This is a genomic window from Paenibacillus sp. An7 (assembly GCF_009870785.1).
Taxonomy (GTDB): Bacteria; Bacillota; Bacilli; order Paenibacillales; family Paenibacillaceae; genus Paenibacillus.
On sequence record NZ_WTWX01000001.1, the window covers coordinates 151,017 to 163,337 of the forward strand.

12 protein-coding genes are annotated in these 12,321 nt (G+C 39.9%); 1 reads left to right on the top strand and 11 read right to left on the bottom strand.

The genetic code is table 11. The features are described 5' to 3' along the window. Positions 1–176: 176 nt before the first annotated feature. Positions 177–2,675: a pectate lyase family protein gene (locus tag GQY27_RS00645; protein ID WP_160031586.1), complete on the top strand. Its 2,499-nt coding sequence runs from the start codon at positions 177–179 to the stop codon at positions 2,673–2,675. A gap of 163 nt (positions 2,676–2,838) precedes the next feature. Here the strand turns inward: GQY27_RS00645 and GQY27_RS00650 are convergent, their stop codons facing one another. The 11 genes from GQY27_RS00650 to GQY27_RS00700 all read right to left on the bottom strand — a co-directional run bounded on the left by GQY27_RS00650 (position 2,839) and on the right by GQY27_RS00700 (position 12,183). Continuing rightward, the gene (locus GQY27_RS00650) at positions 2,839–3,147 is read right to left on the bottom strand and encodes a hypothetical protein (RefSeq protein ID WP_160031587.1); all 309 of its coding nucleotides are present in this window, start codon (positions 3,145–3,147) and stop codon (positions 2,839–2,841) included. 159 nt (positions 3,148–3,306) lie between these two features. Next, positions 3,307–4,149, bottom strand: a complete 843-nt coding sequence (rhaD, locus tag GQY27_RS00655) for a rhamnulose-1-phosphate aldolase (protein WP_160031588.1) — start codon at positions 4,147–4,149, stop codon at positions 3,307–3,309. A gap of 275 nt (positions 4,150–4,424) precedes the next feature. Further along, positions 4,425–5,435 carry a phosphotransferase enzyme family protein gene (locus tag GQY27_RS00660; RefSeq protein ID WP_160031589.1) on the bottom strand — a complete coding sequence of 337 codons (1,011 nt, stop codon included), beginning with the start codon at positions 5,433–5,435 and terminating at the stop codon, positions 4,425–4,427. Positions 5,436–5,638: 203 nt separating this feature from the next. Next, a complete protein-coding gene (locus GQY27_RS00665) occupies positions 5,639–7,141 on the bottom strand; it encodes a UDP-N-acetylmuramoyl-L-alanyl-D-glutamate--2,6-diaminopimelate ligase (RefSeq protein ID WP_160031590.1) in 1,503 nt (500 codons plus the stop codon). A gap of 11 nt (positions 7,142–7,152) precedes the next feature. Continuing rightward, positions 7,153–7,695, bottom strand: coding sequence for a hypothetical protein (locus GQY27_RS00670; protein WP_160031591.1), 543 nt, complete (start codon positions 7,693–7,695; stop codon positions 7,153–7,155). A gap of 78 nt (positions 7,696–7,773) precedes the next feature. Then, on the bottom strand, positions 7,774–8,172 hold the full coding sequence (locus GQY27_RS00675) for a hypothetical protein (RefSeq protein ID WP_160031592.1): 399 nt from the start codon (positions 8,170–8,172) through the stop codon (positions 7,774–7,776). A 13-nt stretch (positions 8,173–8,185) separates the two neighbouring features. Beyond that, positions 8,186–8,998 carry a class I SAM-dependent methyltransferase gene (locus GQY27_RS00680; RefSeq protein WP_160031593.1) on the bottom strand — a complete coding sequence of 271 codons (813 nt, stop codon included), beginning with the start codon at positions 8,996–8,998 and terminating at the stop codon, positions 8,186–8,188. Positions 8,999–9,187: 189 nt separating this feature from the next. Beyond that, positions 9,188–9,451: a hypothetical protein gene (locus tag GQY27_RS00685; protein WP_160031594.1), complete on the bottom strand. Its 264-nt coding sequence runs from the start codon at positions 9,449–9,451 to the stop codon at positions 9,188–9,190. Positions 9,452–9,589: 138 nt separating this feature from the next. Then, positions 9,590–9,862, bottom strand: a complete 273-nt coding sequence (locus GQY27_RS22035; RefSeq protein WP_442950865.1) for a DUF4181 domain-containing protein — start codon at positions 9,860–9,862, stop codon at positions 9,590–9,592. A gap of 288 nt (positions 9,863–10,150) precedes the next feature. Next, on the bottom strand, positions 10,151–11,143 hold the full coding sequence (locus GQY27_RS00695; protein ID WP_160031596.1) for an aldo/keto reductase: 993 nt from the start codon (positions 11,141–11,143) through the stop codon (positions 10,151–10,153). Positions 11,144–11,271: 128 nt separating this feature from the next. After that, complete coding sequence (locus tag GQY27_RS00700) at positions 11,272–12,183, bottom strand: helix-turn-helix domain-containing protein (RefSeq protein ID WP_160031597.1); 912 nt, start codon at positions 12,181–12,183, stop codon at positions 11,272–11,274. Between the last annotated feature and the right edge of the window lie 138 nt (positions 12,184–12,321).

Below are 12,321 nucleotides of genomic sequence, written 5' to 3' on the forward strand. Positions count from 1 at the left end.
GCACAAAATAATAAACTTATGGCATGTAAATACAAAGAAGAAGATTTAAAGTAATAACGTAAGCAACCTATTAATGAAGGGAGGGAGTATAACAGGATTGCAGATCGTCCTAAATGCATTCATGTTATACAAACAATCAGATGAAATGGAAGTTAAGAGGAAGAGGTTCAAGAAAGATGATGACTGTCTTTTTGAGTTTTTCGGTAGCGCTTTCATTCACAGGATTGCAACCTTTTGGTCTTGATTCTGTACAGGCAGCGGAAGGAAATCAGTTCAAAGGAGCTCTGATCCCTGCTTTTCCTGGTGCAGAAGGCGGCGGAGCTTACACTAGCGGCGGTCGTGGCGGCGATGTATACATTGTTACGAACCTTGAGGATTATGGTGAAAAAGAGCAACCCATTGAAGGATCGCTTCGATATGGGATTGTATCTACTCCGAAAGAAGGACGAACGATTGTTTTCAACGTTTCCGGTACCATTGAACTAAAAGGCACCCTTCGTTTTAAAAACATTAAAAATCTGACCATTGCAGGTCAAACGGCACCTGGCAATGGAATTACCATTGCGGGCTGGGATACGAACATCAGCGATTCGGAAAATATCATCATCAGGTATCTCTCCTTCCGACCAGGTGCAACCAATGTCTATAGCGGCAGTGATTCAATGGATGCTCTATGGGGAAGAGACAACAACTATTTTATCATTGATCACTCCTCCTTCAGTTGGAACACTGATGAGACCCTGTCTACTTACAGAGGTGAGAACGGAACCATTCAGTGGTCGATTATTTCAGAGAGTCTGACGCTGTCGGGGCACTCGAAAGGTCGGCATGGCTACGGCGGTATTGCGGGCGGAGATAAAACAACCTTCCATCATAATCTGTACGCAAATCACACTTCGCGGAATCCAAGACTCGGCGGAGGTTATGCTGGTGCGGCCAACGCAGATCATGTTGCTGTCGTTCAGTTCTCTAACAACGTCATCTATAACTGGGGATTTAATACTACATATGGCGGCGGCTTTACCTATACTAATTTTATGAACAACGTAGAGATCGCAGGCCCAGGCACCAGAGATAATGTAAAAGACCGAGTCCTCGATGCTGGCGAATCTAAAAAAATAGGTGGTTTCTACATCGCAGGCAATCAGATTAATAATAAACCAACGGGAATACTTGATCCTTCTTCAAAACATATCCGAAACTCAGGTGATGTCGAAGGTGATACAAAGACGACCTATGCAGTTACACCTTATCTATCCGCAGATAGTACGGGCGTAAATCACGGAATTACGAATCAAGCTTTTGATGATTATGTACAAAATGGTGTAAAAATAGCGAATAATAAATTACTTGATGCGATCTTACAGCAAGCAGGAGCCACCTATCCTCGGCGTGACGCAATTGATGCAAGAATTGTAGCTGAAGTAGAAAAAGGGTTAGGTAGATACATCAACACAGAACATGAGGTTGGAGGTTATGTCTCTCCTTTTGGCGTAATTGAAGAACAGCATCCTGCGAATTATGACACGAATCAAAACGGAATTGAGGATGATTGGGAAAAGAAAAACAAGATTTGGGATACCGCAGATGCATATAAGACAGTGACAGACCAAGGTTATACCTGGCTTGAACTATACATCAACAGCCTAGTCGATATGAACCATGTGGCAGAGAATCCTGAAGCCAAAATGACAAAACCAGATCATAATACACAATTGAAAGCAGGAGAAGACCTCTCCGTAAAAATCAAAGCGGACTCCAAATTCGGACATAACATTAGCAAGGTTGCTGTATACAATGGTTCGGAATATCTTGGCGATGCGGTGAAGAAAGGGAATAACTACGAGTATACAATTAAAGATCTTGCGGATGCTTCGTATTATATCTCGGCAAGAGTTACGGATTCGAAAGGAAATTCAACGCAGACTACCGCTGCTAATATTCATGTAAATGGGCCTTCTCACTCTCTTACTAGTGAAGGTTTCAAGTCTGATGATGTTGGATCTCCTGATCTTAAGGGTACTGCAAGTATGACAGATGGAGTATTCACCGTGAAAGGTAACGGGAAGCTCGGGATGAGTGAAGGCAGCACGAAGCAATCACGCGAGAATGATGCAGATAAAGATGACTTCCATTTCGTTTATAAGGAATTATCAGGTGATATGGAGATTACCGCAAAGCTGGAGGAGATTGGTTCTGTAGACAATCATGCTTTTACCGGTCTGATGATTCGAGATGATTTGAAAAAGGATAGCGCTACTGCTGCTCTAGGACTCTCTACCGTGAAATTATCGAAAGATTATAGCTGGTCTGCCTATCTAGCAGGAAGAAACAGTAAGGGTGCGGACTTCGACCGATTAACGGAAACGTTGGACAGCCCGTCTGCAGCACAAGAAGCAGGAATTCAGCTCCTTCCTGACATTGCATTTAAACTGAATGGTGTGGAACAAGGATACTGGCTCAAACTCGGACGTAGCGGCGATACCTTCTATGCTTATGGTTCTCCAGACGGCAGCAACTGGACAAAAATCGGGGAGAAAACGATCGCAATGCGAGATTCTGTATTTGTTGGCATGGCTGTAGACAGCAATGATGTAGCGAATGATATTGAGCAGTTGAACTATGCAAAGTTCTCCCATGTGAGCGTTAAGGATAGCTTTAATCCGAGTAGGTGAGTAAACTGCAGTCACATGTGGTGAGTAGAGTTTGAATAGTAAGATTACTTTATGGGGGATGGTCAAAATCCCCCATATTTTTGTGTATGGGGGATCAAAATATGCCTGATTACCTGAACATATTTATTCATCCAGCAGGCTATGATTCTTTTAAAGGTAAGGTTTACCCTTCAACCACATCAGCACGAAGATCTGATGAAATTTCTAGCATTTTAGGAATGACTGCTTCGTTTGCAACGGCTACGTAGATGTCTCCCATGTAAAGTCGGAACGGAATTTCAAGATTCTCATACTTCCACATGAAGAAATCACCTTTGATCGACATGGTGCTCTCTGTGCCTTTTACGGTAAAAACCTCCGTGTAGGTAAAATCGGGTTTCGTTGCAAAGTATTCTTTGCACTCTTCCAAAGTAATGGCTTGTTCTGTTATGTTTTCTTGCATCGATCGTGTGATACGAAAACGCTGGTTCATTGATATGCCTCCTATATCGACTCACTAAAAAAATCTCTACATTTTTTACATCGAAACCTATTTTCTCATTCCCCAAACTTTCTGTCAAAGAAAGTCCAGCTTATCCTGTCTCATTACATAAGAAAAGCCCTATCCTACTGGATAGAAGCTTTGAATTGATTAATTTAAGATTCCAGGACGCGGTACAACTCCAAATTCCTCTGCAAGCTCGATTAACTCTTTGTTTGTTATTCTTTGCTTAATTTCGTGGTGTGCAATTAACATATAGATCTGAGCAGCTTTTTCGATCGTTTCGATAAGCCCTAACGCATCGTCGATAGAATTGCCTGTACCAAAGATACCATGATGCGGCCATAACACAGCACGGTGTTCTGCCATTTTGAGCGCGGTCTCTCGTCCAATCTCACTAGAACCCGGTACCATCCAAGGAATGATTCCAATACCGTCAGGAAAAACAACGATACATTCGGTGCACATTTCCCATAAAGTTCTCGTAAACTTATCTTCATTTAATTCATGAATAAAAGTCATCGCTATCACATTTGTCGCATGATTATGTATGACTACACGATGATTAGGATTGATTTTTATTCTTTCGATATGACTCATGAAGTGGGCAGCCAGCTCGCTTGTTGGCTTCGCATCATCTGGTAATCCCCAAAGAAGCTCCAGGGTCTCCCCATCCTCAGATATACGAATCACACCGAGATTAGCTTCTGGATCATCAATAATGTTCTTAAAATATTTCCCGGAACCCGTTACGATAAAGTACTTTCCCGCTAGTTCGTTAACTGGAAAAGCAGGCTTAAATGTACGGATTACTTGATCAATATCCATATAGGCAGCCACTTCTGATTCATCGAGAAGATAGCTGACATTACCGCCATTTCGTTCGTCCCATCCAAATCTCCACATATGCTGTGTAGCTTCCGCCATCACTCTAACAAAGGGTATATCAAGTGCTGGAACATTCCCCTTCATCCATCCATGAGTCGTACTCATCTTCGTCACCACAATCCTTTCTAATATAAGTGAACATTACAATAGATCTTGTGAGACATTAAGAACAATTCTTTGAATTTGACTCTTAGATTACTGAAATCCATCATTTTACTATCTATCATATCTGTTATTTTCTTTGAAGTCCACATAAACAAAGATACACCATATGAGATCCATAAGGTGTATCTTTGTTTACAATAGGTACGCTAAAATGAAAGATATTATTTTAAAGTTAAAGGTAGCCGTTGCTTTTTCCTCTAACTAGTTAAAAGCTGCTAGCTAGAAATCTCCAGTGGCACGAATAAAAAGGATGAACCGTTTATATATGCTTTTAATAGGGCTTCCGCATAAGGTTGCTCTTCAATTAACCCATCCCACTCGGCAGAATCATCTGCATGAAAACTATAGGCCTCAATGAGTCCCATAATAAAGAAAGCTTCCAGCTTCGTTATGTATTCACCTTCCAATTGTCTAATTCTCTCATACCCTTTAATAAAAAGAACTCGTTGCGGAGGGAATAGTCCAAGAATGGACTGAGCTATATCGTATAAGTGATAACCGAAGCCGCACCTGCCAAAATCAATCGGATAAGCTTCATCTTCAAAGAATACGATGTTACCATTATGTAAGTCAGCATGAATCATTCCAAAGTTTTGTTCGTGACTTGTAAGTATTTTAAGTAGTTCTGTCACTTTCTGAGCAGCCATCGAATACAACTCTAACGCTTCATTTGATATAAAATGCCCATGATTGAGTTGTAGATGAGCCCAATCCCTCTCAAAAGTATGGATGCCCCAAGAAGGACGTGAAAAGTCAGTGGATGGGCTAAAATCAGTGCTTGCTTCGTGAAGATGTGCCATCAATTCCCCCATCTTATAAATCGTCTCCTCTGTATGTGCCCCCTTTTCTAAACGCTCACCTTCGACCCAAGTTAATAAAGTGGCATGGTACAGCTTTCCATCATCTGAGTATGCTGTGGTGACTAAAGAGCCCTCCCTATTCCGCACGGCAACAGGCAAAGTTATGCCCTTACTTTTCATTGCTGATGTCCATTCTAGTTCAGAGCTGATTTCTCTCTCTTTTTTGTCTGCTGAATGAATCCGCAGTAAAAATGATCCATCCATATCTGAAACAATTCGAAAAGTAACATGCTCCGATATTTGGATGAAGTGAATTGAAATCCAGTTGATTTCGTATTTTTGTAGTGCATAAAGAGCAGCTTGCTTGGTTTGTTTTAGTGTATCATTCCGATTGATCTCGGTATCCATCTGAAATCCCTTATTCATAATTGGTCTCCTTTATCTGAAGATATCTTTACGTTATTATAATTGACCAGTAAGTGGATAGAGAGATAATGAATCTTTTAAGCTGAACTTTACTAAGTAATAACCATTGTTCCTTAATCGAAAAAAGCCGCCAACTGGCGACCTCATCTACTTTATGGACTTTTAGAATAACCGTGTATTTCGCCAATCTCAAAGTTAGTAACTTAGTGATTGGATTTGATCCGAAGTATCGCTTCTTTCGCCTCTTCTCGATCATCAAAGTGAATCGTGTGATCTTTTAAAATTTGGTAAGTTTCATGCCCTTTCCCTGCAATCAATATAATATCTCCTGGCCTCACTAAGGTGATTGCTCGCTCAATTGCTTGTTTGCGATCGGTGATGAGTTCGTATTGACCTGTGAAGACATCGCTATCCAGCACACCTTGTTCAATATCAAGCAGAATCTGATCAGGATCTTCAGAACGAGGATTATCGGATGTCACGATAACGATGTCGCTGTATTCCGCTGCCAGCTTACCCATGATGGGGCGTTTCGTCTTATCCCGATCTCCACCGCAACCGAACACAGTAATGATATGCTGATCAGCAAATTCACGTAATGTAGTAAGGGCATTTTCTAGACCATCCGGTGTATGAGCATAGTCAACAAGTACAAGGAAATCTTGACCGGCATGAACAATTTCCATTCGCCCAGCGACACTTTTCAGTGATAACAACCCGCGTTTTATGTTTTCTAGTGATATCCCTTCAACTATTGCCGAGCTGATTGCTGCAAGTGCATTATAAACATTAAATTTACCGACCAGATTAATTTCCAGGATTTCCGTGCCTATAGACGTTTTGACTGTGAATTTTGTGCCTTTTGAAGTAAGCTGAATGTCTTCTGCCATCACATCGGCTTTGCTCTCTATTCCGTACGTAACAACTTGTGCCGGTGTCACCCCTCTAAAATAATGGCTCGATTCATCATCTGCATTCAAAATTGCATATTTCTTCTTTAGAGGGTCAGCTGAAAATGAGTTCCCCATTCGTGAGAATAACAATCCTTTGGCAGCAATGTATTCTTCCATCGTTCCGTGATAATCCAAGTGATCCTGCGATACATTGGTAAGTACAGCTGTTCTAAAATCACACCCCAAAACACGTCCCATATGTAGACCTTGTGATGAAACTTCCATAAAACAAAAATCGACGGACTGATCTCTCATTTTTCGAAGATTATATTGTAAGCGATTCGGTTCCTGCGTATTTATATCTGTTTCAAACCATTCAGACCCTATTTTTGTTCCGGTATTCCCCATCAGTCCTGTTCGGTACCCTGCTTCCGTGAGAATCGATTCCAGCATATAACTCGTTGTCGTTTTCCCGTTGGTTCCTGTAATCCCAATCAATTTCAGCTCCGTACTTGGATAACCGTAAAGATGGTTGGCTAGCACCGCCAAAGCGTACCTTGCATCGGATACTTTTACCGTTGGAACACTTACTTTCACATCCCGTTCGACAATGACAGCAGCAGCCCCCGCTTCCACCGCTTTATCAATAAAAAGATGTCGATCTTCCTGAAGTCCACTCACACCCGGTATACAAACAAAAATGTCCCCTGGGTTCAAAGTTTGAGAATGGATGCTAACCCCTGATACTTCCACATTTGTATCCCCATTTGTGTGTTTCACGCGAAGCTGATTGATGAGTTCTTGTAACTTCAAGGTTACTCCCCCTACAATTTAGCTTTTAACTTATTGTACAGATGAATGATGAGCATTAGAATCCAGTCGATCATACTATAAAAAACGGCAATAGAAATGGCAGACGTAAAACTGTGGATATAGATCCCATGAGAATAACTGGATATAAGATATATGAATATACTGTTTATGCCAATCGTAATCACGTGCTTTGTGTACTCTGAGATATGTAGACGCAAACCCATGTTGAATAAGGTAATGATCATTGGTTTTAATACTTCTTCACATATAAAAAAACCAATCAGCATGGCTAACGAAAAATTAAATAGGCTTTGATGTGAACTCGCACTAAATATATTCGTAAACTCACTAAAAGAGTAAAAAAACAGGGTATAAAAAAAGGTGAACAATACGATAGGTACAAAAGGGAGAAGGGCTAGTAATGGCACAAGCCCTATTCTTAATCCCCTGGGATTCGGCTTTTCACCTTGTTTAAGGTCATGAAATTTAATCATCTCATTAATGAGCAAACAAATAGCCACATAAAAAATCAGTAGAAAGACAGGAGTACTCACTAGGCAGGCTCTCCTCTCTAATTGGAACATATGGGTTTCGATACTGAACTGCGAATAGCCATAGTCATCGTCCCTCGCTCAGTCTATTGATGTGTCTTTCCTTGACCATACGAAGTCGAACAAACCAAAGAGTAATGCAACCAGTATAGAAATAAATTCATAACTATCTAAAAAGGTAGGAATCACCATAATGATCGCCCCAACAATGATATATATGAAAACGCGCACCCAAATACTTACGTTATAATGTTTTAGAATTACAAAAGGGGTTGTAAATGCAACAACGAGTATAGGATACACCGCAAATAACGTAACGAATAAAACAAACGGAGCATATTCGTCCATTGATAAAGTAAATAAAAGAGCATCCTCTTGCTTACTGTCCATATAGAATACAGTGAAGGTAGCAAAGAAAGCGAGAAATAATAAGCTCAAACATGAGGCCAAAATACGCTTTATTTCTTGTCTAGAAAACACAAATTTCACCTCTTCAGAGATGGACTACAGCTAACCTCTCAGCCGTCTCTTCTTCATTTCCTTGAAAAGATTTCGTTCCACATGCGATATGAAAAATCATCATGGCATAAGAATCTGGGTTATGAAGTAAATTATCATGAGCTTTTACTATATTGTGATAATCGCTATCAGATAAGATGCCTAGTCTATAAAATTGCTCAAATCTATTCGGATTTAATTGCTCTTGGAAACCCTCTAAACCAACTAAATCGCTATGTACAGAAACAGCTTCCATATCAATATTAGAAAACCCTGCTTGTTTCAGTAATCTTGGGAGACTTCGCCCAATTTCTCGATTACCGCCTGCTTTTCGTTGCATGGCTATCAATTTATCAAGAACGGAGCGGAAGGATTCTACACTAGGTTCTACAACTCCAAAAATTCCATCATCTATATCAATGATCGCTACTTTCCCACCAGGTTTTAACACACGGAAGATTTCTAGTGTTGCTTTTAAGGGATCATACAAATGAAGGAAAATGAGACGAGCAATCACAAAGTCATAATGATCCTCAGGAAGCTTCGTATCGTAGATGGAGGCTTGTACGTACTTCACTTTCGAAGAGTTATGATTCCTATTAGGAAAATTCTTGATAAGCTGTTCTGTCACATATCCAGGTCCGCATCCTGCTTCCAGCACGTTCATTCCGTCTGACAAACCATACCACTGCAAATATCTACATTCTTTCTCCCATCCCATCAAAGCTTGAGCTTTCAGGCGGTTTAGCTCTGCTTCCATCCCTAGACTTGTTTTACTAACATCATATGTGGAATCTGAAGTTTTCATATACCCATCAACCCCTGTATCTATATTTGAATACGATACAACTTACATAATACACATATATTACCACACTAAATAACTATTTCTTAATCTACAATTGAAATTATTTCTGAATAAAACAGAAAAAGAGACTCAACGAGCCTCTATTCTATAGCAAAAAACCAGTTACTGTTATTCGCTGTTTATTTACTGTTAATCACCAATCTTAGCGGTTGGGGGTTCTCTAAAAGAGCCAAACATTCCTGTAATCAGTCCCATCAATCCAATGACAAATCCATAGATTGAAGAACTTTCAAAAGCGAATACGACAATGATCCCAAACAACGTTAAATGAACACCCAAAAGTTGAACTTGAAGAACACTTGGTCTGATAAAATCCAATAATAACCCTGCGTGAAAGATGACAGTAACGATTAGAATTAAAACGGTTAATAGCAGTAACCCGAAATTGATCATTATGACCTCCTCTTCATTTGAAACGATCTTAAGCACGAAATAAAATACCATTATCCCCATAAACATCTAGCAATACGAGATCAGCGGTGCTTTTCTTAAAGGCTTTCAGTACGTCATAGAATGGTTATTCCTGTCTTTTTAACAGAAAAGTATAATTGCTAAACATGTATATATAACACAGATTAAAAACAACAAAAAATAACGTTTATACTCGCCCGATTCTTTACTCCACTTCCAATCTCTAAATCCTATATATCCATATGTTAATCCCATGAAAAGAAAGAACAAGAAAGAATACCTTGAATCATCTATTAACATCATCACTACTATAGAAAGTAACAACAAAATAATAAGCAAAGTTATATCCAAAATTTTTCTTTGCGGCACGTATTCCTCTCTTGCTTCATCCACGACCCTTGAATGTTCTACTCCTTAAAAAAACTGTTCTGTATGAAATGGGCCAAACTTCATTTGCTATTATTTTTTATTTCTTCAACTCTATTTCATTAATTCAAAGAATTAATGAAATATGCGGATGTAAAGGGATAGAGATAAATGTACTTTTATGAGGATGTTTTGTTAGATGATCTTTCAGTTAGGGGTACGAGGAAAATATAATTGCACGAACTAGCGATAAGACAACCAGCTAAGTGCCCGGCTTATCGCTTTTATTTGTCCGTACCAGTTACCGTTATTCCATTATTTAAAACCTGCATTAGCATCGTATACAGGGTGAGGTACATAGGAGTCTTCAAGTAATGCTATTTCTTCACAGGTTAACGTAATGGAAAGAGCGGCTACTGCATCTTCCAGATGTGATATTTTCGTAGCACCGATAATGGGAGCTGTAACCGGTTGTTTCTGCAGCAACCAGGCAAGTGCAATTTGAGCTCGGGGAACGTCATGTTTTTGTGCAATGGCTGCGACTTGATCGATAATTACCCGGTCGACTTCCGCAGTCGCATCGTACTTCACTTTTTGCACTTGATCGGTTTTAGAACGCTGTGTTGTTTCCTGCCAATCACGAGTCAGTCGCCCTGATGCAAGCGGACTAAAGGGAATCACACCAATGTTTTCTTCCTTACACAGCGGCATCATCTCCCTTTCCTCTTCACGGTAGATCAGATTGTAGTGGTTTTGCATCGATACAAATCGGGTCCATCCATTTTTCTCCGCAACATGTAAGGCCTTTTGAAACTGCCAAGCATGCATTACAGAAGCTCCAATATATCTTGCCTTACCAGCCTTCACCACATCATGTAGCGCTTCCATCGTTTCTTCAATGGGCGTATTGTAATCCCAGCGGTGGATTTGATATAGATCTACATAGTCAGTTCCGAGTCGTTTGAGACTCTTGTCAATTTCACTCATAATCGCCTTTCGAGAAAGCCCCGCACCGTTCGGACCTTCATGCATTCGTAAAAAAACTTTTGTTGCAAGAACAATTTCATCCCGATTTGCGTAATCTTTGAGGGCCCTGCCAACGATTTCCTCGCTTGTTCCCTCTGCATATACATTGGCTGTATCAAAAAAGTTGATGCCAAGCTCGAGCGCTTTCTTGATTATGGGACGGCTGTTCTCCTCATTAAGTATCCACTTGTGAGAGCCAGGTCCTACTTTTCCAAACCCCATACAACCAAGGCAAAGCCGAGAAACATCCAATCCGGTATTTCCAAGTTTACTATATTTCATATTGGTTAACCCCTCTCCATGTAGATATGAGTCCATACTTTCATTTCCAGTACAAATAAGCCTCTTTAATGTATTTCATGAGAAAAGCATACCAAGAAAGGAAATCGAATTCTTTGCTGATAAGCTCATTATGATTGTCCATTCAGCTCATCTTGTGTAAATTGCTTTCGATATTCCGAAGGCGAGAGTCCAAACTGCAGCTTAAACACTTTGGAGAAGTGGGCAATATTTTCAAATCCAGTAGTGTAGCATATATCTGTTACCGAGAACGTCGTTTCTAATAACAGCTTCTTGGCTTCATCGAGCCTACGGTTACGAATCCACTTCAAAGGAGAAGTATGATACGTTGCCTGAAACTCTCTTTTAAATGTCGACAGACTTCTGCCTGACATATAAGCCAAATCATGAAGTGAAACGGGATTCTTAAAATTCTCCTCCATCATTCTGCCAATATCATCATTTTTATGGTTGTTCGATTGTATTAGCTGATTTAGAAAACGTTCATTTGAATCGGTGAGATGAAATAACAATTCCATCATCTTCACCTTAACCAGTCCATCACTGACTTTCTCAGGCTTTTTAAGATAGGGCTGTAACGAGTTGAAATAGGATTGAGTAAGTTCATTAACAGGCAAGATGGATACGGGAATATAATCGTCTACCGGTGAAATAAGTTTCACATCAGCAAATTGGACAAAATCCTCCAGCAACTGTTCATTCAGGAAAAACATCATGTAATCAAGCGTGTAATCTGAACCGAATTCCCCCGATTTATCGTACTCAATTAGAGTCGACTTAGGAATAAATATCATCTCATTGCTCCGAACAGTGTATTGCCTTTTATTAAAACGAACTGTATAAATACCCGACTTTACGTACAGTAAAAGATGATCCTTTAGAAAAAAGGCTCCCTTTTTACCTTGCGTATGCAAGCAGAAAGTAATAACAGTTAACCCGTTCTGATGTAAGCTTCCTTTTTTATCAGGCGCTTTTTCCATTTCTTGTGGTGCCTTAATTGTCTTTCTAACTTTTATAGACATTTGCAGAGTCCCGCCTTTTTTATCTCTCATCTCTCATCACTTATCTCTTATCTTTTACTATAGAATACCAAGAATAAGGAATAGATACTTAACTATTAAGCTCAAATTATTTGTTTATTTAGCTCAGCTGCTAATCAT

Bases quoted from the DNA above. Each gene is read 5' to 3' on its own strand.
- GQY27_RS00645 (WP_160031586.1), top strand. From the start codon at position 177: ATGATGACTGTCTTTTTGAGTTTTTCGGTAGCGCTTTCATTCACAGGA.
- GQY27_RS00650 (WP_160031587.1), bottom strand. From the start codon at position 3,147: ATGAACCAGCGTTTTCGTATCACACGATCGATGCAAGAAAACATAACA.
- rhaD (WP_160031588.1), bottom strand. From the start codon at position 4,149: ATGAGTACGACTCATGGATGGATGAAGGGGAATGTTCCAGCACTTGAT.
- GQY27_RS00660 (WP_160031589.1), bottom strand. From the start codon at position 5,435: ATGAATAAGGGATTTCAGATGGATACCGAGATCAATCGGAATGATACA.
- GQY27_RS00680 (WP_160031593.1), bottom strand. From the start codon at position 8,998: ATGAAAACTTCAGATTCCACATATGATGTTAGTAAAACAAGTCTAGGG.
- GQY27_RS00685 (WP_160031594.1), bottom strand. From the start codon at position 9,451: ATGATCAATTTCGGGTTACTGCTATTAACCGTTTTAATTCTAATCGTT.
- GQY27_RS00695 (WP_160031596.1), bottom strand. From the start codon at position 11,143: ATGAAATATAGTAAACTTGGAAATACCGGATTGGATGTTTCTCGGCTT.
- GQY27_RS00700 (WP_160031597.1), bottom strand. From the start codon at position 12,183: ATGTCTATAAAAGTTAGAAAGACAATTAAGGCACCACAAGAAATGGAA.